The organism is Flexibacter flexilis DSM 6793 (assembly GCF_900112255.1).
Taxonomy (GTDB): domain Bacteria; phylum Bacteroidota; class Bacteroidia; order Cytophagales; family Flexibacteraceae; genus Flexibacter; species Flexibacter flexilis.
Window position 1 is genome coordinate 87,262 of sequence record NZ_FOLE01000008.1, and the last position, 21,971, is coordinate 109,232.

20 protein-coding genes are annotated in these 21,971 nt (G+C 41.8%); 12 read left to right on the forward strand and 8 right to left on the reverse strand.

What is annotated here, in order from left to right:
* The first annotated feature begins 7 nt into the window (after positions 1-7).
* From bamA to BM090_RS13085, 3 genes are all read left to right on the forward strand, one after another.
* Positions 8-2,611 carry an outer membrane protein assembly factor BamA gene (gene bamA, locus BM090_RS13075; protein ID WP_091513853.1) on the forward strand — a complete coding sequence of 868 codons (2,604 nt, stop codon included), beginning with the start codon at positions 8-10 and terminating at the stop codon, positions 2,609-2,611.
* Between the two features lie 62 nt (positions 2,612-2,673).
* Positions 2,674-3,225 carry an OmpH/Skp family outer membrane protein gene (locus tag BM090_RS13080; RefSeq protein ID WP_091513856.1) on the forward strand — a complete coding sequence of 184 codons (552 nt, stop codon included), beginning with the start codon at positions 2,674-2,676 and terminating at the stop codon, positions 3,223-3,225.
* 70 nt (positions 3,226-3,295) lie between these two features.
* Complete coding sequence (locus BM090_RS13085) at positions 3,296-3,943, forward strand: OmpH/Skp family outer membrane protein (RefSeq protein WP_177199931.1); 648 nt, start codon at positions 3,296-3,298, stop codon at positions 3,941-3,943.
* Positions 3,944-4,000: 57 nt separating this feature from the next.
* Here BM090_RS13085 and BM090_RS13090 read toward each other — a convergent pair whose 3' ends face one another.
* A complete protein-coding gene (locus BM090_RS13090) occupies positions 4,001-5,662 on the reverse strand; it encodes a M1 family metallopeptidase (RefSeq protein ID WP_091513862.1) in 1,662 nt (553 codons plus the stop codon).
* Between the two features lie 220 nt (positions 5,663-5,882).
* On the opposite strand from BM090_RS13090, the gene BM090_RS13095 reads away from it, so the two are divergent.
* Positions 5,883-7,223, forward strand: a complete 1,341-nt coding sequence (locus BM090_RS13095) for an ammonium transporter (protein ID WP_091513866.1) — start codon at positions 5,883-5,885, stop codon at positions 7,221-7,223.
* A gap of 106 nt (positions 7,224-7,329) precedes the next feature.
* Here the strand turns inward: BM090_RS13095 and BM090_RS13100 are convergent, their stop codons facing one another.
* On the reverse strand, positions 7,330-8,964 hold the full coding sequence (locus BM090_RS13100) for a T9SS type A sorting domain-containing protein (RefSeq protein ID WP_091513869.1): 1,635 nt from the start codon (positions 8,962-8,964) through the stop codon (positions 7,330-7,332).
* A gap of 114 nt (positions 8,965-9,078) precedes the next feature.
* On the opposite strand from BM090_RS13100, the gene BM090_RS13105 reads away from it, so the two are divergent.
* From BM090_RS13105 to BM090_RS13115, 3 genes are all read left to right on the forward strand, one after another.
* Positions 9,079-9,903 carry an alpha/beta hydrolase gene (locus BM090_RS13105; protein WP_091513873.1) on the forward strand — a complete coding sequence of 275 codons (825 nt, stop codon included), beginning with the start codon at positions 9,079-9,081 and terminating at the stop codon, positions 9,901-9,903.
* Between the two features lie 45 nt (positions 9,904-9,948).
* Positions 9,949-10,521: a Crp/Fnr family transcriptional regulator gene (locus BM090_RS13110; protein WP_091513877.1), complete on the forward strand. Its 573-nt coding sequence runs from the start codon at positions 9,949-9,951 to the stop codon at positions 10,519-10,521.
* Positions 10,522-10,658: 137 nt separating this feature from the next.
* Positions 10,659-11,099 carry an SRPBCC domain-containing protein gene (locus BM090_RS13115; protein ID WP_091514302.1) on the forward strand — a complete coding sequence of 147 codons (441 nt, stop codon included), beginning with the start codon at positions 10,659-10,661 and terminating at the stop codon, positions 11,097-11,099.
* A gap of 45 nt (positions 11,100-11,144) precedes the next feature.
* On the opposite strand, the gene BM090_RS13120 is transcribed toward BM090_RS13115, so the two are convergent.
* From BM090_RS13120 to BM090_RS13140, 5 genes are all read right to left on the reverse strand, one after another.
* The gene (locus tag BM090_RS13120) at positions 11,145-12,041 is read right to left on the reverse strand and encodes a GAF domain-containing protein (protein WP_091513880.1); all 897 of its coding nucleotides are present in this window, start codon (positions 12,039-12,041) and stop codon (positions 11,145-11,147) included.
* Positions 12,042-12,044: 3 nt separating this feature from the next.
* Positions 12,045-13,337: a T9SS type A sorting domain-containing protein gene (locus BM090_RS13125; RefSeq protein ID WP_091513882.1), complete on the reverse strand. Its 1,293-nt coding sequence runs from the start codon at positions 13,335-13,337 to the stop codon at positions 12,045-12,047.
* 92 nt (positions 13,338-13,429) lie between these two features.
* Positions 13,430-14,017: a nicotinamide riboside transporter PnuC gene (pnuC, locus tag BM090_RS13130; RefSeq protein WP_091513886.1), complete on the reverse strand. Its 588-nt coding sequence runs from the start codon at positions 14,015-14,017 to the stop codon at positions 13,430-13,432.
* 87 nt (positions 14,018-14,104) lie between these two features.
* Complete coding sequence (gene gmk / locus BM090_RS13135; protein WP_091513889.1) at positions 14,105-14,689, reverse strand: guanylate kinase; 585 nt, start codon at positions 14,687-14,689, stop codon at positions 14,105-14,107.
* A 2-nt stretch (positions 14,690-14,691) separates the two neighbouring features.
* On the reverse strand, positions 14,692-15,039 hold the full coding sequence (locus BM090_RS13140) for a hypothetical protein (protein ID WP_091513892.1): 348 nt from the start codon (positions 15,037-15,039) through the stop codon (positions 14,692-14,694).
* Positions 15,040-15,237: 198 nt separating this feature from the next.
* On the opposite strand from BM090_RS13140, the gene BM090_RS13145 reads away from it, so the two are divergent.
* Positions 15,238-15,630 carry a VOC family protein gene (locus tag BM090_RS13145; RefSeq protein ID WP_091513896.1) on the forward strand — a complete coding sequence of 131 codons (393 nt, stop codon included), beginning with the start codon at positions 15,238-15,240 and terminating at the stop codon, positions 15,628-15,630.
* A 62-nt stretch (positions 15,631-15,692) separates the two neighbouring features.
* Here the strand turns inward: BM090_RS13145 and BM090_RS13150 are convergent, their stop codons facing one another.
* Entirely contained in the window at positions 15,693-16,607 is a 915-nt protein-coding gene (locus BM090_RS13150; RefSeq protein WP_091513899.1) for a glycosyltransferase family protein, read from the reverse strand.
* 213 nt (positions 16,608-16,820) lie between these two features.
* On the opposite strand from BM090_RS13150, the gene BM090_RS13155 reads away from it, so the two are divergent.
* The 4 genes from BM090_RS13155 to BM090_RS13170 all read left to right on the forward strand — a co-directional run bounded on the left by BM090_RS13155 (position 16,821) and on the right by BM090_RS13170 (position 21,801).
* Positions 16,821-18,068 carry an ABC transporter permease gene (locus BM090_RS13155; RefSeq protein WP_091513902.1) on the forward strand — a complete coding sequence of 416 codons (1,248 nt, stop codon included), beginning with the start codon at positions 16,821-16,823 and terminating at the stop codon, positions 18,066-18,068.
* A gap of 203 nt (positions 18,069-18,271) precedes the next feature.
* A complete protein-coding gene (locus BM090_RS13160) occupies positions 18,272-19,915 on the forward strand; it encodes a TonB-dependent receptor (RefSeq protein ID WP_143083974.1) in 1,644 nt (547 codons plus the stop codon).
* Positions 19,916-19,994: 79 nt separating this feature from the next.
* The gene (locus tag BM090_RS13165) at positions 19,995-21,095 is read left to right on the forward strand and encodes an HU domain-containing protein (RefSeq protein ID WP_091513910.1); all 1,101 of its coding nucleotides are present in this window, start codon (positions 19,995-19,997) and stop codon (positions 21,093-21,095) included.
* A 109-nt stretch (positions 21,096-21,204) separates the two neighbouring features.
* On the forward strand, positions 21,205-21,801 hold the full coding sequence (locus tag BM090_RS13170; RefSeq protein ID WP_091513914.1) for an NAD(P)H-dependent oxidoreductase: 597 nt from the start codon (positions 21,205-21,207) through the stop codon (positions 21,799-21,801).
* The last annotated feature ends 170 nt before the right edge of the window (positions 21,802-21,971 follow it).

Genomic DNA, 21,971 nt, shown 5'->3' on the forward strand with positions numbered 1-21,971 from the left:
ATTTTCTATGAGAAAATTATTTGCAGCCTTAGCTTTCGTTATGGTTTCCAATGCTGCCACACAAGCCCAAATCAAATTGGGTGGACGTGCGGGCGGAAGCGAAACCGTAGAAATGAATTACACGAATCCCCAGAAATATGAAATTGGCGGTATTACTGTCAGTGGTGTTCAATTCCTTGACCCTAACGCGATTATTTCGGTTTCGGGTTTAAAGGTAGGCGACGAAATCACCGTGCCAGGAGAAGCCATTTCGGGAGCAATCAAAAAAATGTGGGAACAAGGCATTTTGGGCGACATTGAAATCAATGTTACACGCACCGACGGCAAATATATTTTCTTAGATTACCACCTAAGCGAACGCCCGCGCCTTTCTAAGTTTTTGTTCAAAGGCACGAAAAAAGGTGAAACCACCGACCTACGCGAAAAAATCAACCTCATCAGAGGTCGCGTAGTAACCGACGCTTTGATTAAAAACACTAAAAACACGGTTCAGAAATTTTTTACCGAAAAAGGCTATTTGCACGCTGCCGTAAACATTGAGCAAATAGCAGACAGTGGTCGCAATAGCGTAACATTGCGCATCAACGTAAAGAAAGGCCGCAAAGTAAAAATTTCGGAAATTGTTTTTGAAGACAATCAGGCTTTTAGCGATTTGCAGTTGCGCCGCAAAATGAAAGATACCAAAGTACGCCGTTGGTATCGTATATTCAAAGCGTCTAAGTATCAGAAGTCTAACTTTGAGAAGGACAAACAAAGTCTTATCGCCTACTACAACAAAAATGGTTACCGTGATGCCGACATCACATGGGACACGCTTTACCCTACCAAAGAATACAAAGAAATGGTACTGGTAAAAACGGATAGCAGTGTTACGCCGCCAAAAGTAACGCGCAAAGACACGACGATTGCGGCCAATAGCCACAAACGCATTGTTATTAAAATGAAGATAGAAGAAGGCCCTAAGTATTACTTCCGTAACATTACATGGGTCGGCAACTATATTCACGATACAAAAACCCTTAATTCTATTTTGGGGATTAAGAAAGGTGATGTATATAATGCCACTACATTAGACCGCAAACTTACCTATAACCCAGAGGGTTATGACGTAAGTTCGCTCTACATGGACGACGGTTATTTGTTCTTTAGTGTTGATCCTGTGGAAGTGGCCATCGTAGGCGACTCCATAGACATCGAATTGCGCATGAACGAGGGCACACAAGCCACCATCAACAAAATCAATGTGGCAGGCAATACCAAGACAAACGACCACGTAGTTTTGCGTGAAATTTATACGCTCCCTGGCCAGAAATTTAGCCGCGCCGACCTTATCCGTACACAACGCGAGTTGGGTCAACTAGGTTATTTTGACGCAGAGCAAATTGGTATTCAACCAGTTCCGAATCCAGCAAACGGTACGGTAGATATTAACTACACGGTAGTAGAAAAACCAAGCGACCAAGTAGAACTTTCGGGTGGCTGGGGTGGCTACTATGGTTTTGTGGGTACGTTGGGACTTTCGTTCAACAACTTCTCTGCACGTAAAATCTTCAAGAAATACGAATGGCAACCATTGCCACAAGGCGACGGACAACGTTTGGCGATTCGTTTCCAAGCCAATGGCCGTCAGTTCCAAAATTATTCTATATCGTTTACAGAACCTTGGTTGGGTGGCCGTCGTCCGAACTCGTTTACGGTTTCCACGAACCATTCCGTACAAAACTACAAGAGTTTGGGTTCTGGTATGTTGCAAATCACAGGTATATCGGCGAGTTTGGGCAAACGTCTTCGTTGGCCAGACAGCTACTTTACTTTGATGCACTCTTGGGGCTATCAGCGTTATTGGCTGGACAACTATTCAGACAGGTCTTTGGGCTTTACGAATGGGCATGCCAATAGCTTTAACTATACAACAACGCTTTCACGTAATAGTATTAATAACCCAACATTCCCGACAAGTGGATCTACCATTTCGTTAAGCGTAAACTTAACACCTCCGTATTCTTTGTTTAGAAAAAACAACAATTTCAGCGACGACCAAGAGCGATACAAATGGGTTGAGTTTAATAAATGGATGTTTGACGCTTCTTGGTTTACGCCATTGGCCAAAAACTTAGTCATCAATACACGCGGGCACATGGGCTTTATTGGCTCTTACAAAGCGGGTGTGGGTGTTGGACCATTTGAGCGATTCTCTGTGGGTGGCTCAGGCCTTACTAACTTTAACTATCTGCTTGCCACCGACGTAATTGGTTTGAGAGGCTATGATGACAATAAAATAACACCTCAAAATGCCACTTTGCCAAATGGTAGCGAAGCCACCAGAGGTATTATTTATAGCAAATATGTAAGTGAGTTGCGTTATGCGATTTCCACCAACCCTGCGGCTACGATTTTTGTGTTAGGCTTCTTGGAAGCAGGCAACAACTGGGGCAGCTATCGCGATTATAACCCTCTTAACTTATACCGTTCGGCAGGTGTGGGTGCGCGTATCTTTATGCCAGCATTCGGGATGATTGGGGTAGATTATGGCTGGCGTTTCGATAGCGTACCAGGTACTGATATGCCAAAAGGACAACTTCACTTTACCATTGGCCAGCAAATTCGTTAATACAAAAAGAAACCCCAAGAGCTCTTTTGGGGTTTTTATTCTAAAAATAACACTTACAGAAAATGAAAAAATTGGCAATTCAGGCATTTTTAGTAGTTTTGGCCTGCGTTTTTTGGCACGATTCTTATGCACAAAAGTTTGGGTACATTGATTCCAAATTTATTTTGGGACAAATGAAAGAATACAAACAAGCGCAAAGCGAAATTGCACAACTTTCGCAAGGCTGGCAAAAAGAAGTTGATGCCAAAAACAAAGAGGTTGATAACATGGAAAAGGCGTATTTGGCCGAAGAAGTGTTGCTTACTGATGAAATGAAAAAGGAACGTTTGGCGGCCATCTCTAAAAAACGGGAAGAAGCTCGCGAATACCAACGAAAAATATTTGGCTTTGAAGGGCTTTATTTTCTCAAAAAACAAGAACTGATTAAGCCTGTACAAGACAAAGTTTTTGATGCCGTAGAGAAAGTGTCTAAGGCCAAGAAAATTCAAATTATGTTCGACAAGTCGGGTGAGTTGGTGATGATTTACACAGACCCCCGCCACGATTACACGGATTTTGTGCTTGAAGAGCTCGGAATCGGCAACAAAGATGATGTGATTGACAACAAACGTTAAAATGCAAGGTTTATCTACCTATACAACTGAAATTCAAAATATTACCAATAAAAACAAAAATAATTTACCAATGAAAAAACAAATAATTGCCTTATTTTTTGCTCTCATCGCTGTAACAGTTGCAGCACAAGCACAAGACAGTACTGCCACAAAAGTAAATGCCGCAGGAGCAAAAAATCTTAAAATTGGTTATACCAACGTAAACTATATATTGAGCGTAAGCCCTCGCGCCAAAGAAATTGAAGCAGATTTGAAAGCGCGTGGCATTCAATTGAAAAAAGAGATTGATGGCAAAATGCAACAACTCGAAACCAAGTACGCGGACTATCAAAAAAATGCCGCTACCATGCTTGAGTCTATTCGTGTGGACAAAGAAAATGAGTTGCGTACGTTGCAAGCCTCTATCGAAACTTTGCAACAAAACGCTCAAACAGAGCTTAAAAACAAAGAAGATGAGTTGCTAAAGCCTGAAATCGAAAAAATCTACAAGGCTATCAATGAAGTAGCGATCGCAGAAGGTTACACTTACGTGCTAAATTCAGACCAAGTGCTTTTGTACGCTGTTGAGCAATTCGACGTAACAGAATCTGTGGCTAAAAAATTAGGTTTTAAATTGCCTGCTCCTGGTTCTGAAACTGCCACACCTGCTGCTACTCCAAAACCAGCAACAGGTACAACAAGTCCTAAAAAACCAGCCACTTCGCCTAAGAAAAAATAATTGATTGCTATTTGAAATAAAAAGGAAAGCCTCACTACATTAGTGAGGCTTTCCTTTTTATTTCAAGGCCTTACAGCCCACATAAAACAAATCGGTATTGACTTGTACCTCAAACTTTTTGGGGTCTTTGGGTGCGCTAATGGCCACATATTGCCATTGCGTGCGCGGCTGAAGTCGTTGGAATTTCGAGCCGCCGATGCTCACTTCTACGGGCATATCAAAGGCCATTTCTGCCGTATTCCAGCGGTAAGCCACTTGCCAAGTGCCTTCGGTATTTTGTTCCAATTTGTATTCGAATTGTGGCGGCTGCGCATAGCGCAAATACGCCTCGAACAATGGCCGCCAGTGCAAGGTGTTGGGAGCTTTTCTTTCAAAAAAATCAATGATTTGGGCGGTAGTAACGGGCGAGCGCAAAAATTCTTTGTTCAGGCCGCGTATTAGCTCCCACCAAAGCGCGTCGTTGTGGAGGGCATGGCGGAGCGTGTGGAGCATCCAAGTTCCCTTAAAATAATTGTCGCTGTCGTCCCAGTAGTTATAATTGACGCCCAACGGCGCGAGCATAGGCTCTTTGTTGCCGATGCGTTTGCGTTGCTCTTTCAGGTATTCGATGGTTTTTTCTTTCCCCCAAAGCTCTTCTATATAAATGGCTTCGGCGTAAGTACAAAACGATTCGTGTATCCACATTTCGGCGTGGTCGGTGCAACTCAGGCTATTGCCCCAATATTCGTGGCCGCTTTCGTGTATAATAATAAAGTCAAAACCCTGTTTGTTATTTTTGTAGGCGTTGCCGTAAGCCACACAACTCTGATGCTCCATGCCCCAGTAGGGTGTTTCTACGAGTTTGTAACCGTCGCGCACAAATGGATATTCTCCAAAATATTTTTCATAGCATTTTAACATGGGTTTTACTTGCTTAAAATGTTGTGCGGCAATGTCTTTATTGTTTTTAAGGACATAATAATCCAGCTTCAATACATTGCCTGCTGCCGTCCGAAACGTGTCGGCGATGTGTGCGTAACGCGCAATATTGAGCGTAATGTTATAATTATTAATGGGATACGACACCAACCAATCGTAACGCGCCGTAGAATCGGTGATGTTTTTTTGCCCTAAAAACTGGCCATTGGCTACGCAGGTGAGTTCGGCGGGCACTTCGCAGCGAATGTAAGTGCTGTCGGGTTCGTCGGACAAATGGTCTTTGCATGGAAACCAGACACTTGCGCCCAAGCCTTCGCACGCAACGCCCACCCAGTCGAGGCCGTCGGGGTCTTTGCGCCACACCAAACCGCCATCCCAAGGCGGATTGGCGGCTTTTTGGGGTTGGCCGTTATAATAAATGCGTATGCTTTGGCGGCTGCCTTTGCGCAACTCCTCAGGAAAGCGCACCCAAAACACATCATTTTCACGCGAAAAATTGAGTTTTTGGCCGCGCCAAACGATGCTGTCTATGTTCATGTTGTCGAACAAATCCAACTGAATGCGGCGGCAGGCCTGCACGACCTGAAACGTAATTTGGTTGTAACCACTCAAAAAATGCGTGCGAGGTTGCACGCGTAAATTCAGGTCATAAACGCGCACGTCATAACAGGCACGTTCGGGCGAAAGACTGCCGCGCAACGTGTCGCCGTGCGTAAACGTGTATTTTTTTGCGTTTTGGGCTTGAGCCATAGACCCAAAGCCGCACAAAACGCACCATAAAATCAGTAATTGACGATACATGGAGTTAGGGTTTTTGTTAAGAAATAAGGCAAATATACGGTTTGTGCGCAATAAGACTACAGGTTAAATATTGAAGTGCTTTGTTTTTGTTAATTACATTTTTATTAAAATAAGGTTAATTTTTGAAGCCTTTTTTCAAATAAAAGTAGCTTTTTTGTTAAAATTGCTTTTAAATTAGAGTCAAATTTTTATTTTTGCATCAATCTAACAACAAAAACGTATGACACAGAAAAGACTTGCTATTGTTCCGTTTGGTGTACTGATTGCTTTGAGCATTTTGGGGCTACTCATGCCAAACATTCCTTCTCATTTTTCCGACAAGCCCATCAACTCAGGCGACACGGCTTGGATCATGGCGGCTAGTGCTTTGGTTTGCCTAATGACACCAGGTTTGGCCTTTTTTTATGGCGGCATGGTCAATTCCAAAAACATTATTTCTACGATGCTCCAAAGTTTCATTTGCCTGGCGGTGGTAAGTCTTATTTGGATTGTGTGCGGCTTTAGCATGGCTTTTGGCGATAGCATTGGCGGTTTCATTGGCGACCCTCGCACTTTCTTTATGTTTAAAGGCGTGTTGGAAGGCGACCCTTGGAGTTTGGCTCCGACCATTCCACTGATTTTGTTTGCGTTTTTCCAACTCAAATTTGCCATTATTACACCTGCTCTCATCACGGGTGCATTCGCGGAACGCATTCGTTTTACGTCATATTTGTTGTTTATCTGCTTGTTTTCTTTGCTGATTTATACGCCATTGGCGCACTGGACTTGGCACCCCGACGGCTTTTTGTTTCAGATGGGTGTGTTAGATTTTGCAGGTGGCACGGTGGTACATATTTCGGCGGGCTGTGCAGCATTGGCTTCGGCTATTTACCTCAAGCAACGCAAACGCTACAACGAAGGCGCACATCAACCCGCCAATATTCCGTATGTGATTTTGGGAACTGGTTTGTTGTGGTTCGGCTGGTTCGGTTTCAATGCTGGTTCGGCTTTGGGTGCTAATGTATTGGCTGTGAGTGCTTTTTCTACTACCAATGTAGCAGCAGCAGCAGCAGCAATGGCTTGGATTTTGTTTGATGCGGTGCGTGGCAAAAAACCTTCGGCCTTGGGTGCGTGTATTGGGGCGGTGGTTGGTCTGGTGGCCATTACGCCTGCGGCGGGTTTTGTGAGTATTTCACATAGTATTTTTATTGGTACGTTTGCCAGCCTTGTGAGTAATTTGGTGGTGGAATGGCGTACCAAAACAACCATCGACGACACGTTAGACGTGTTTCCGTGTCATGGTGTGGGCGGTATCGTGGGCATGATTCTGACAGGTGTGTTTGCGCACCAAGCCATTAATGCCGCTAATACGACAGGCAACGGCTTGTTTTTTGGCGAAACGGCTTTGTTTCTGAAACATTTGCAGGCCTTGGCTATCGTGATTGCTTTTGCTTTTGGCGGTTCTTTTGTTTTGCTCAAAATCACTGACCTTATTTCTCCGTTGCGCGTAAGCGAAGAAGAGGAAGCCGAAGGTCTGGACATGAGCCAACACGGCGAGCAGTTTGTAAGCTACGGCCATTAAAATCCAGATGCGTATTTTATTTTACTACTTCTCTCCATAAAATAAAAAACAGCCTTGCATTCCCGAAAGGAACAAGGCTGTTTTTTATTTCTGTCTGCAAAAAAAATTATTCTTTTATAAAAGTTTTGCGAATGACTTGGCCTTTAGTAGTTTGGCCAACTAAGAAGTAAGTGCCAGTCGGTAAATGGCTTACGTTTATTTTAGTGCTTGTGGGTACAAGTGCCTGAATGGTAGCACCAGTAGCAGACATGACTTTAAGCGATTGAAGTGCAATGTTTTCGGGGTTGCTTAGCGTCAAATACGTTTGCGCTGGGCTTGGATAAAGGTCTATTTTATCGCTCAACGAAATGCTTGATTTGGTGGTCGTTAGGGTTGTATCAATACCAAATACCTGATATTTAGCATTACCAGAGGTTAGTATTTTAGTTGTCAATGAATTTTCATTACTAATACTGGCAAAATAAGTGCTGTCTGTTTTAAATAATTCTACTCCATTATCATTGATTATTCGTATTGTATGTATATACGTGTTGTTGTTGTAATAGGAGTATAAGATTTCTGCATTGTTGCTGCTGTTTAACACCCCAATATTTACTTTTGGCTCAAAACCTGTTCCATAGTTAAGGTATTGGCCAGCGGGAACTGGGAGATTGACGTTTTTCCATATACTATAATCCGATGGATTATAAAAGGTGATTTTTTTCGCAGTACTGTTGAATACAGAATATTTCAGTCCTACGTTGGGTGAATAAATGGGCTTGACTATTCCCTGAATCAGATGGTCGAACATGAAATCTGACAAATTATAAAAATGGCTATTGGTATATTCGCCTGTCGAGGCATTATAACCTAAAGTCATAATTTTTTGTGTAGCACCATCTTTGATCGTGATAGGTATTTGTCCGTAGTCGTATGACCATAGTGTTGCACCTAATTCGTTGGCTATTTTTGCTCCATTAATATTGGTCGTGGTGTTGGTATAAGCGCAGGCTATTTCAATCAGAGAATCTGCATTAAATTCATTGTCCGAAATAGTGAAAGTCCAAGGGTTTATGGTATAGCTATTATTGGGTGGTACTAATGTTATTGTTTTCCATAAAGAATGGTCTGCATTATAGATAAGTGCCGTAGGAATGGCTGTACTATAATCATTGGTGAAATATTTTTCTCCAAATAAATTCAGTTTTTTGCGCTTAATATAGTAGTTATTGTATTGTGCTTCATAGTTGAGACTTGGCAAATCATATACAGTAGCTGTAGGTGCAAGTACTGAGGAGGAATATACAAAAAGTTTGGCTGCCAATCCGTCTGTCGTGTCAATCTTGCTATTTATGCCCGCTGTTTCAAAGAGTGAATCTCCATTTTCATTTGCAATAATCAAACGATATTTGAGAATAGATGACGTACCGATGTATGCCGAATCCAAACAATGATACATTATTTCAAGGAGGGTATCACTATTAATAGTAGTTTGTGTGATACTTTGTATAGTCAATGGGCTATAACCTTCTGGAGGTGAAAGGGTGATGGTTTTCCTTAATGTATGATTGGCATTGTAAATATTTACCTCTTTGCTTGTGAGGGGATAATCATATTGACAATATTTTTCTTCGCCATTGATTAGTTTTATACGTGTAATTGGCTTGCTATAAGTATGTTCCAGTGCAAATTGTTGTCCCCAAACCGTTTGTTGTACACTTACTAATGCCGCGACGAGCAGCCATAATCTGAATATTTTCATCTCTATAAGGTTGTTTAAATAATAAACCACTAATATAATAATTTTGCATGATTAATAAAATAGCTTTCTGTTTTCTTTTTATAAATTTGAAAACGATTATTTTGATACACGAACATGAAAAAACGTACTTTTTTACTTTTCTTTTTGGGGCTTTTGGCCTTCCAACTCAACGCACAATTGCTTACTAAAAAGCCTTTTGTATTGGGCGAAACGCTCGAAATAAATTCGGTTCAATTGGGCGAAAAACGTAGTTTAAATATTTATTTACCAGCAGGTTATAACCCAGATTCGGCACGCCGCTATCCCGTTATTTATCTGCTGGACGGCTCGGCAGGCGAAGATTTCGTACACGTGGCGGGCTTGGTGCAGTTCTGGAACATGATGCAAATGATGCCGCCAACTATCGTAGTAGGCATCGGCAACGTGGACAGAAGACGCGATTTTACTTATCCCAGCACCGACGCGCAAGACCAAAAAGACTTTCCGACTACTGGCGGCTCGGCTAAGTTTATTGCTTTTCTGGAAAAAGAATTGCAACCATCTGTAAACCAGCAATATAAGACACGCGGCAAAGGAATGCTGATAGGCCAATCGCTCGGCGGTTTGCTTGCCACAGAAGTGTTATTGACCAAATCCGAACTTTTTGACCAATACGTTATCGTCAGTCCGAGTTTGTGGTGGGACAAACAGTCTTTGAGCCAAAACGCCGCCGCCATGTTTGCCAAGCAACCCGACAGCCCTCGACAAGTTTTTGTGGCGGTAGGGGAAGAAGGCAAAGTGATGACGCCTTTAGCGCGAAAATTGTCGGAAACACTGAAAAAGTCGGGGAAGAAAAATCTTAGTACGCATTTTGCGTATATGCCCGACGAAGACCATGCAACTATTTTACATCTGGCTGTTTATAAGGCGTTTAAGTGGTTTTATCCTGCTCAGAAATAATTTTCTATTGGTAAACGTTTTTAAATCAATTGATTAATAAAATATATGTTTGAGGCACTGTATCGTTATGTCGCGCCATTCGTAACGCTGACCGACAAAGAAAAGGTAGTTTTTGAGCAGGCTTTTACGTTTCGGCAAGTTCCCAAAAAGTTTAAGTTGGTGCGCGAAGGCGAGGTTGCGAGTGAAATATATTTTATTAACAAAGGTTTGATTAGATTGTATTATACAAAGGATATCGAGGAAATTACAGGTTTTATTTTTCAGGAAAATCTGTTTGCCAGTAGTTTTGATAGTTTGTTGCGGGCTGCGCCCAGTATCCAGACGCTCGAAACACTCGAAGATTGCGACTTGCTCGTATTGCAAGGTCAAGCGATGGACAAACTATACGAACGACTTCCCAAAATGAATGTGATTGTCCGTAAAGTAGCCGAACAACGCTTTATTAATGCCCAGCAAATTCTCTCGTCGTTTATTCTGGACAGCCCCGAAGAGCGTTACCGCAAATTTGAAATGCAGCACAAAGATTTGTTACAGCGTGTGCCTCAGCATATTATCGCCTCGTATTTGGGTGTTACGCCCGTGTCATTGAGCCGCATACGCAAACGAATTATTGACTAAATCAGGTTTTTAGGCCATGCGAAAAGAGCTTTTCTTCTAAAAAAAGAGAAGCTCTTTTGCATTTATTATCTTTTGTAAAGAAATCGACTCGCGGCGGCTGCCTAATTTTGTCTTATCAAAAACAAACAGAAATTGTGATGAAAAATTCAAAATCAATTGTAACCGAAATTGTAATTAATGCGCCTGCCGCAAGGGTTTGGGAAATACTCACCAACACCGAAAAATACGCCGACTGGAATCCTTTTCTTTTGAAAATAAAAGGCGAAATAAAAACAGGAAATCGGCTGGAAAATACCATGAAAAATGGCAATAGTACGATGACTTTTCGGCCTGTGGTGCTGCAAGTAATTCCCGAAATTTATTTTGAATGGTTGGGCAAATTGTGGGTGTCGGGCATCTTCGACGGTCGGCATTATTTTCGCCTCGAAACGCTCGAAGCCAATCAAACAAAACTCACACACGGCGAAGAATTTAGCGGACTTTTGTCGGGTTATGTGCTCAAAAATAATGGCAATGATATTCGCCAGAATTTCGTGGCCATGAACCAAGCCATTAAACAACGCGCTGAAAATCAGTAATAAAAAACCCTTATGGGTGGTAGCCTATAAGGGTTGGTCTAAAAGTCAGTTCTTTTCCAAATGTTCTAAAATCATTCCGATTACGTTGCTCATTAGGTAAGCAAATGTTTCTTCATCAGAAGTCCATTGGCGCACGCCGCCTACGTGTTCGTGGCAGATTACGCCACGCATTTGGCCATTTGCCCAAATCGGCACGTCGAGCAAAGCCCCAATATTGAGCGGAGTAAGATACGATTTCGAAAACTCGCTGGTGGCTTGGTCGTTGTGGGCGTTATTGGCCGAAATGGTACGTTCTGTTTCGATGGCTTTGAAATAAACGGGGAAGTCGCCAGCATTAATGACTACGCCATTACTATGTGTTTGGTTTGAGCGTACAAACAAATCTGTGCAGACAATAGCAGTTTTGGTATCGTTATAAAGCCAAATACTGGCGCGTTCTACGTCGGCGGCTTCTACTAAGGCTTCGGTGATGCGTTTGGCCGTGTCGCTCAAATTCCCTTGATACAAATGTCTTTGGGCGATAATATCGGCGGCCACGTTCATGTGTTTGCGTAATTTTGCTCCAATAACAGTAGTGGTATCTATTACCACCGTTCCTGAATTTGATGTGTTCGTTGGTACTTTTCCGATTTCTCGGACGATGGCTTGGAAGCAACTTTCCAATAACTTAATATTTTCGGTGGTGTCGGGTAATGTGCGGGCCTCTACCGAAGTCATTTTGGATAATACAGAAAGTTTGGTTCGGGCTTGTATGCCACCAAGTTCGCCTACTTTAATAAAAAGGTCGTGTAGTTGTTGTGCCATATAAAAACGGAAAAAGTCTAACAATGCTACCAAATATAAGTTTTTAGTATAAAACGCCATAACATTATAGCTTTTTTGGTAAAAAAAATCCCGAAACAGAGTGAATTGTACTGTTTCGGGATTTCGTTGTTTTTGCATGGGTTATTCTATTAGCATACGTTGCGTATTACCTAGCCCTTTGGTATTTTCCACACGCAACATATACAAACCTTGTGGCAACTGGATACTGGTTTGGAGTTGGCCGCTTTCGACTTGAGCCGTAGTGCTGTTCAAAAGCTGTCCCACGGTATTATAAATGCTTAATTTGTAGGAAGTTCCGTCTATATCTTTTATTTCGCAGCGAATCAGGCCATTGCGTACAGGGTTGGCCAAACGCACAAAAAGTTGTTGGTTTTGGCGCGAAAGCAATGACGTAACCGTACCTGTTACCTTGAACTTGGCTGTTACGGGCAAATGGTCAGAACTGTTAAAAAGCGCATTGGCTACTGCCGCAGGAACAGACGAATTTGTTCCGTCGTTTACGTTGCCGTTGTAGCGGTTGCCGTCTTGCCCTACGGCCTTGTACGAGCCTTGAATAAATTGTGCCCCCGCCGAGTCGTTGAGCAAATGCGAGGTAAGCATGATATGGTCAAAACGGTCGTCCATGCCGCCACCAGCCAAACAGCCGTTGCTGGTTACGCGTGTGGATTGTGTGTGATAGGCTTTAAATGATGAGTTGCCGCTCCATGCCCCCATTTTATTAATGGGATCATAGAATTTATACTTTGAGTTGGTGGGCGTAATAAGATTTTGGTACGCTGTTTCGGCAGAAGTGTAAAGATTCAAATCGCCCATAAACATATAATTGGCAGCTTTGTTTTTGGCCGCCAAAAAATCTACGACCGATTGCGTCATTTGTCCGCGTGTGGTAGCGTCGGCGGTGGTGTTGCCCGCTTTGAGGTGCGCCACGATGCACACAAAAAATACGGTGTCGTTGGTTACGGCCAAATTTGGGTCTTTATAATAAAGGCGGTACAAATCAATGTCGCGGGTAGCGGCCAAAATGGTTTCGCGCGAATGATAAACGAGTTTGTCGCTATTATAATAGAGCATATTAATAATGCTCGAATTGACCGTGTTAGACGATGGCGTTTTTTGGTAATGCGTCACGCCGTCGGTATTGAGTACCAAATCGCGCAGGCGGTCGGCATACGTGGAGGTTTTGTTTACTTCGTTAAATCCCACAATATCAGGGTTTACGTACTTGACGATGGTCTTGATGTTGGGGTCTTTGGTCGCTACGGCGTTGTTGGTAGTGGTGCAATAGCTTGTATAATTGCCGTAATTGGTCAGGTTGTACTGCATTACGGTAATTGTATCATTGATTTGGGCTTTGGCCGAAAGCAAACCGCCACATACGGCCAGTAGCGAAAGAAGTGAGATTTTTGTTCTCATCAGAAAATAAACTAAAGAATGGGTAAAAGTTTCATATTTAATAAGTTATGAGAATGGTTATAGTTTGTAATAAAAGTAATATTGCGGGCAAATTACGATTTTTTGGGCTCAAAATCTTTTTTCCATTGTCTGTAGCCATGTATGGCCAAAAGTAAATAAATGAAAAATAAAATGGCCGTAAGGTGTAGATTTTTGTAGTAATAAATACCAATCGAAACGGCATTGACCCCGACCCACAACAACCAATTTTCTACATATCGGCGTGCCAACAGATATTGTCCCACCAAACTAAAGGCCGTTGTCAGTGCGTCCCAAGCGGGTACGTCGCCGTTGGTGTAGCGGTGCAGTAGCCACCAAATCAGCAGCCAAAGGCCTGCGCCAGAGAGCATTACCCAAAGCCATTGTTTTTTGTTAAGAAATTGAATGTCAAGTTTTTGGTGCGTATTTCTGCTTTTGTTTTTCGCCCAACTATACCAGCCGTACACCGAGGTAAGGCCATAAAAAATTTGCAAACCCGTTTCGGCGTAGAGTTGTCCGTTCCAGCAAATGACCGTGTAGCAAACCACATTGATTAAAGCCACAGGCCAACCCCAAATATTTTGGCGGGAGTTGAGCCACACGCACAGCGCACCCGTAGCCACGCCGAGCCATTCCAAATAAAATAGCCAATCTGTTGTCATGTAAGTTTCGGGGAGGAATATTTGATAAAAGGGCAAAAAAAAGGTTCTTTCTCGTGAAAAAAAGAACCTTGCTTACAAATATGCTTATTAGGCTTTTGAATGGCCTACAAATTCATCGTAAAGTTTTTGGGCTTCGATTAAGGTTTTATCCAAATCTTCATTCAATAATATTTTATCAAATTTGTCTTGGAAACTCATCTCAAATTTCACTTTGAACAAGCGGCGCGAAATGCTTTCTTCCGTGTCTGTGCCGCGTCCACGCAAACGTTTTTCGAGTTCTTCTTCGCTTGGCACTTTCACAAAAACGGCCAAAGCACGTTCTTGGTAATAGCGTTTCAGGCTCAAACCGCCCTTTACATCCACATCAAAAATTACGTGTTTGCCTTGCGCCCAAATACGCTCAATTTCAGACTTTAATGTTCCGTAGAACGCGCCTTCATAGACTTGTTCCCATTCTACAAATTCGTCATTATCTATGCGTGCTTTAAATTCTTCGGGCGTGAGGAAGTAGTAATCTTTTCCGTTTTCCTCGTTGCGGCCACGTTTGTCGCGTGTGCAAGCTGAGATAGAAAACCCTAAATCCGAGTTGTTGGCCAGCAAGTGTTTGACGATAGTTGTTTTGCCCGAACCTGACGGGGCGCAAAAAATAATGAGTTTACCTTCAAAGGCCATACTTAAATTTGTGTTTCCTTAATTTTGGACTTAACGCAATCAATAAGGTCGCAAGGTAATGACTTTTTCTCAAGTTTCTGCATGAGCATCTCTTTGATGGCTGCTTCGAGCTTGTACTCTTTATAACAAGGCATACACTGTTTTGTATGCTCCAAAAAGGCCTGTTGTTCTTCCTCTGTAGCTTGGCAATCAACGATTTTCTCCAACATTTCCAAGCAGGCGTTGCGTTTTTCTTGAAAAACGGCTTCTTCTTCTGCACTCATTTCTGAGGTCTTTTCGCTACATGGCTGATTGGTATAATTCTCCTGCGCCAAAATTTGCTTTAAGCGATTAGTAACTTCCTGGTTCATTGTAATATAAGACTGTTTGTGTATAAAAAAAATTACTCATAGTGTGTGTTATTTCACAAATACAACGAAAACCTTTGTTTTAGTTCATTTTCGGTATTTTTTTTTTCAAATAAAATGAAATTTTCAGGACTTCAATGTTATTCACTAAAAATTTGTAGCATTGCCAAATAGATTCTGTACAGAAAAACTCTTTATAAGATGATACGATATGTTTATACGATTTTGTATGTAGAACGCGTGGCTTGTTCGGTGGCTTTTTATCAAAAAGCATTTGGCTTTGATCTGAAATTTATGACTCCAGACGAGAGTTACGCCGAATTGCTTACGGGTGCTACTACCTTGGCTTTTGCTTCTAAGGAATTGGCTAACAGTAATTTGAAAGAAGGTTTTCAGACTTCGGATCTGTCGGCGCATCCGTTTGGAATAGAGCTGGGGTTTGTGGTAGAAGATGTGCCTGCCGCCGTAGAACGCGCCCAAAAAGCAGGTGCAACACTCACGGAAGCACCCAAACAAAAACCTTGGGGGCAAACGGTGGCCTATCTCCGCGATACCAACGGTTTTCTGATAGAGCTTTGTACGCCAATGGGTTAGAGAAATAAAGGTGCTTTTGTAATAAAAACGCCATCAAATATACATTTGATGGCGTTTTGCGTTTATTTTTCGTATAAAGCACTAATTCTCTTTTCTAAATTGGCTTGAAAGTACGTGTCGTAGCCGTTTTCGCCATGAATCACTACGTTAGGCGTATAGTAGCATAATTCCAAAATACGAGGGACTTTCATGGCTTCTGCCAAGGCATAGGGGAAAGATTGATTGCCTATGAACAACTTAGCCCCTGCAATAAGTTGAGCCAGTTCCAAAAAGTCTTTCACTTTTACATGTTCTATGTTGGGTACTTGTTTTTTTGCCAACTGATATTCGTGATCCAAACCCACAAAAACTATTTTTGGGTATTGAGCCAAGAAACTAAAATCTAAATGCGGATTCTGGTATCTTTCACTGCGTGCCCAGACAATAGTGTCTTTATAGTTGTTATTGGGAATTGCCTGTATCCATGCACGTGATAGATCGTAGTTGGTGTCAAATATCTGAAAGTACCATCGTGAAATATCGCCTAAGCAAGAACTTACAGGAAGCTCTCTAAATAAGTCCAGATTGTATGTAACAGGTTGCTGTCCGTCATAAATACCTACACTATTGATATAGGGTTGGGCTTCGAGCAAAGGCTTGATCATTTCTGCTATCTTCTCATTGAGCATTACGCCGCCGAGTGGATGGTCTTTGCTACAGCCTTTCTGATTGAGATGCAAATACAAATGACTGGGTTTGTGCATCGAAAGAGCTATAATGCTTGGCAGGGCATATATAATGTCTCCCACATTTCCTGAATGCTTGAAGCTAACCGTATCTGCGACTTTGGGCGGTGATACTACCGACAAATATTTCTGATTAAATTCTTTGGACGTAAGGAACTTGCGCATCTGCTTATAATACATATAATCAGCAGGGCGATTGAGTTTCAGCAAAAACTTTTGGGCAAAGTTTAGCTTTTTGTTAGGTATTTTCATGAACGAATTAAGTGTGTATGTAATTTATATTGGAACAGAGGCCAATAAACTATCAGACCCTAAATCTGTGATTTTTTTGTCAATAAAACAAATAATATTCCTACGATTTCTTCTTTTTGCCTGTTTTGCAAGAACTTCGAATTGTTCAAACCATATCAATTCTAACCAATAATCTATACCTTGCGGCACAAAATCGTCCTTATATTGTTTAGTATGAAAATAATTTTCCTGATTCTGCGCCGCGAATATTTACAAAAAGTCAAAAATAAAATGTTTATTATCATGACTTTGTTAGGACCGTTGCTTTTTGCTGGGCTTACTGCCATAGTAGGTTGGGTTACTATTACCCTCATTACTTCCGAAAATAAAGTAGTGGAGGTGTTTGATGAAAGTGGCCTGTTTGCAGGTAAATTTCCTAGCACACACAATATTGAATTTGTGGAGGCTTCCAGCAAAAACCTAACGACGGATAAAAGTAACCTCAAAGAAAAAGACCGTTATGCATTGCTTTACATTCCTGCTGGCGTGTCGCCCGACAATACCAAAGGCATTACGATTTTCTATGAAAACAGCCCCAATTTTTATATTGAGACTCGCATCAAAGACATCATCGAAAAAGAATTGGAGAATATACGTATGCGGGAAGTAGGCATAGATCCTACACTTATCGCGCAAATGAAAGTAAATATTGACCTCAATACCAAAACGTTAGATAAAGAATCTAAAGAAAAAGAAAGTAGTACGGAGGCGGCTATGGGTGCGGGTTATGTTGGCGCGTTTTTGATTTATATGTTTATTTTTATGTACGGCGTACAGGTACTCAAGGGTGTGCAAGAAGAAAAAACTAACCGTATCGTAGAAGTGATGATTTCGTCGGTGAAGCCTTTTCAGCTAATGATGGGCAAAATTTTGGGTATTGCGGCAGTCGGACTGACACAATTTGGGTTGTGGATGCTACTTTCTTATGTCTTTTCGTCGGGTGTCGTCATGGCGATGGCGAGCCAGATAGATGTTTTGGCTATTCTCAATACAATCAATATGCCGTTGGTTTTGTTTGGGTTTTTGTTTTATTTCATTTCGGGTTATTTGCTGTATAGTGCTTTGTTTGCGGCCATTGGCGCGGCAGTGGACAACGACACAGACAGCCAACAATTCATGTTTCCGATTACCATACCGCTAGTTATTGCGTTTGCTTCTACACAACTGATTTTGCGCGATACCAACTCAGCCTTGGCCATTTGGCTTTCGGTGATTCCGTTTACGGCACCCATCGTGATGATGGTTCGCATCCCTTTCGACCCGCCCGCATGGCAAATCGCCGTTTCGATGCTTTCGATGATTCTTGGATTTTTGTCAACTACGTGGCTTGCGGCGCGTATTTATCGCGTGGGTATCCTGATGTACGGCAAAAAAGTAAACTACAAGGAATTAGCCAAATGGCTTTTCTATAAAAATTTGTAGCTGTTTTTTGCAAAAAAACGTTTGATAAGGACAGGCTATATGTTTTTTGGATGTGAGTAAATAAACTGCTCATATATTTGGTGTTGGGATTTGGATGAATTTAGGTCATTTTTTCCGCTGGCGTGTATTTTTTTTCCTTGTTTCCTCGTTTTTTGTATCACAGACAAAAACTAAGCATATTTGCCATTATTCTGTATTTGCCCATGAAAAGATATTATAGCCTATTGGCCTTGTTGTGTTGCTGCGTGCCCTCTGCTTGGGCGCAAATTGAGCGTAACCAAAACGGAGAAATCTCGGACGAGGAAGTGGTGATTATTAAAGAAAAGGAATTAAAGCTACCCGAAGCCGTGCGCAATTTTGAAAAAGTAACGATTCCGTTGCCTGTGCCTGCGCCAACGCCTCAAAAATATTCTTTTCAGACTTTTGGGGCAACGCTGCCCGCCATTGACCCGCGTATGAGTGTGGTACGTCTGCCCGAAGACGAACTTGACAAACTTTACGGCACTTATCTAAAAGGGGGCTTGGGGAATTATGGCACTACTTATCTGGAGGCTTTTCATAACAGCAAACGCACCAACGATTATGCGTATGGCGTGCATTTCAAACATTTTGCTTCGGCCAAAGGCTCTGTAAAAAACAGCGGCAGCGGCGAAAATCGTTTTGCAGGTTATGGTAAATATTTTAACGAAAAATATATCCTGACTGGCCGACTCGACTATTCGCGCGAACGCTATAATTATTATGGCTACCCGACGGAAGTGTCCAAAGATTCGCTCAAGCAAATTTATAATACGCTTTCTTTTGGTGCGACGCTACAAAACGCCACCGATTCGGCAGCTTTTAATTATGTCGGCAACATCAATTTCTCTAATTTTTCGGATTCGCACAAAAACAGAGAATCTGAATTTGGGATTGGCTTTAATAGCAGCTACAAACTCAACGAAACCATGACGCTGTTTGTGCCGTTGGAAGTGGCTCTTTTGCAATACAAAAATGATACGCTTTCGTTGGGACGCAATTATACGGCTTTGCGTCCGAGCTTTCAGTACAAAGAAGGAGCTTTGACGGCTTCGGTGGGTTTTAATCTTGGTTTTTGCAATGATACGGCCAAACTTGCCACCAAAACCACGATTTACCCGACCGTAGAATTAGCTTATCAGTTAATGGGTGGTTCGCTGACCGCTTTGGCGGGTTTTAATGGCGATTTGGAAAAAAGAACCTATCGCAATACCGTACAGCTCAATCCATTTGTAAAAGGGGAGTTGCCGCTTTCGCACGCCAACAAGACGATGGATTTGTATGCAGGTTTTAAAGGCGTAATCGCCAAAGACTTTTTTTACAAAATCACGGGCGGAATGCAACAATATAAGCAATTAGCCTTTTTTGTGAGTGATACGGCAGACGTGGCCAAATTTACGCTGGCCTACGACAGTGCCAAAGTAAATATCACACGTTTTACGGGTGAGTTCGGCTACGCACCTTCCGACAAATGGCGTTTTGCTTTCAAAACGGATTATTACGGATATTCTACCAAAAAGTTGGCGAAAGCATGGCACAGTCCAGCCTTGCGCATGAATTTGAATACACGCTATAATTATAGAGAAAAAGTTTATATAGATTTTGATTTATATTATATCGGAACGCAGTACGCATTTAACCCACTAACGAACCAAACACAGGAATTGAAAGGAATTGCGGACGTAGATTTGCGTATCGACTACAAGTTTTCGCAGAAATTTTCAGCATTTCTTAACATGGACAATATACTTTCTCAAAAAAACCCCCGATATTTGTATTACCAAACAAGAGGACTGCTCGTAATGCTTGGAGCAACAGCATCTTTTTAGGTAAAATATAAACTAATCTTAAAAATAAAACAATGCAGCTTGCTTTTGGCAAGAAATTGCGTTACTCTTTATAGTTGTTATGGTTGAAAAATACATTAAATATCTGCTATTTAATTATGATTGCGTAGTAATCCCTGATTTGGGTGGTTTTATTACGAGTTATAATACTGCGGAGGTTCACCCAGTACGACATACGTTTTTGCCGCCGTCGAAAGCAGTGGCATTTAATGAACGTCTTAAAAATGATGATGGACTGTTAGCCAACACAATAGCCAAGTTTGAAAATATCAGCACGGAAGAAGCGTATTTTCAGATAAAAGGTTTTGTGTTTGATATTCGTGAAGCACTCAAAGACCAAAACAAGTGTTATATCAAAGAAATTGGAACACTGTTTATTAATCACGAATACGCCTTACAGTTTGAACAAGATTCAAAAAACAATTACGAAAACGAAAGTTTTGGATTGCCTGAATTGTTCTTTAAGCCCATTATCAGAGAAAATGTCGCGACTCGTTTGGTAGCAGCTTCCAAAGATCGCGCCGCTGCAACAAGCAATCGCGTTCCTGCGCCCGCCCGCCGCCGCAATGATAGTGTTTGGACTTATATTTTGGCTATTCCTGTATTGGCGGTGATTGCATTGGTAGCCGTTTCGGTTTACTTCGTAGCTTTTACTGATGGCAAACAAGGTATTGCGGGTTTTAATCCTTTGCAAAAAAATAGTACGATAGCCCCGCAAGAGACTGAGGCGGACGATGTCGCAATGGTTACAGAGCCAACAGAAGATTCTGCTACGCAACAAGAAACAAGTGAGCCTATCGCGGCAGTAGAGCCACACCATACGCCGAAGAAAGAACCAAAGGCTTTGCCTAAAGTTCATCAAGAATCCTCAATGATGGATGCGGTAACTTCAAGCCCAGCGGAAGTAGAGACGATTACCCCAACCGATGGCAGTAAACGTTATTATGTAATTGTAGGAAGTTTTTCTAAACCCGAAAATGCCGTAAGTTTGCGTCAACGTTTGGCTATATCAGAAGCTACCGCCAAGGTGATTCACCCAAGCGATAACAGAGGTTTGTATAAAGTGAGTTTAGCTGATTATGAAAATCTTACACAAGCACAAGCAAAACTCAATGAAGCACAAACCCGTTTTAAAGAATCGCTTTGGGTTTGTAAATATTAGAACTTAGTTGAAAAATACGATAAAATAGCAAAAGGCTTTGGAGCAAATCCAGAGCCTTTTTTGTTGATACGAAATACAATATTATTCAATCATTAAACGACAAAATACGATGTCTTATTTGGAAACAGTTCGCACGCGCTACACGACCAAGAAGTATGATGCAAATATTAAGATTAACAATCAGCAAATCAATGAGTTAATGAAAGTGCTGCATCTTGCGCCATCTTCCATTAACAGCCAGCCTTGGCGGTTTATTTTTGTGGCTGACCAGCAAATCAAAGAGCAATTGTCTAAAGTATCGTTTCATAACACAGATAAACTTTTGCATTGTAGTCATGTGGTGGTGTTGGCGGTGGAGAAGATAGATGCGTTTGAAAAGCGTTTGCCTGCTTCGCTGCCTAGTGGTGCGGTGGAATATTACCATAAAATGATAAAGCCAAAAGGAGAGGAGCACGTCAAAACGTGGATGTCGGAGCAAGTATATATCGCGCTGGGTTTTTTGTTGAGTGCGGTGGCCAGCTTGGGCATTGACTCTACGGCTATGGGCGGCATTATGCCCGACCAATACGATGCGATTTTGAAATTAGAAGGTTGCCAAACCCTTGTTGCGGTGGCTTTAGGTGGGAGAGCCGCCGACGATGCCAACCAACTATCCGTTATTCCGAAACGCCGCCGACCTTTTGAGGATGTTGTGTATAGTATTTAATTGGTAATTTTTAGAATCTAAATTTTCCGTAAAAAACTCCCGTTATGTGTTAACTTATCAAAAACGGGAGTTTTTATTACCAATAATAAGTTTTATAAATTTAATTATGTTAAGTAAAATAGAAAATTAACGGATAATAAAGCAATGGAAGGGGAGAAGAACAACAAAAG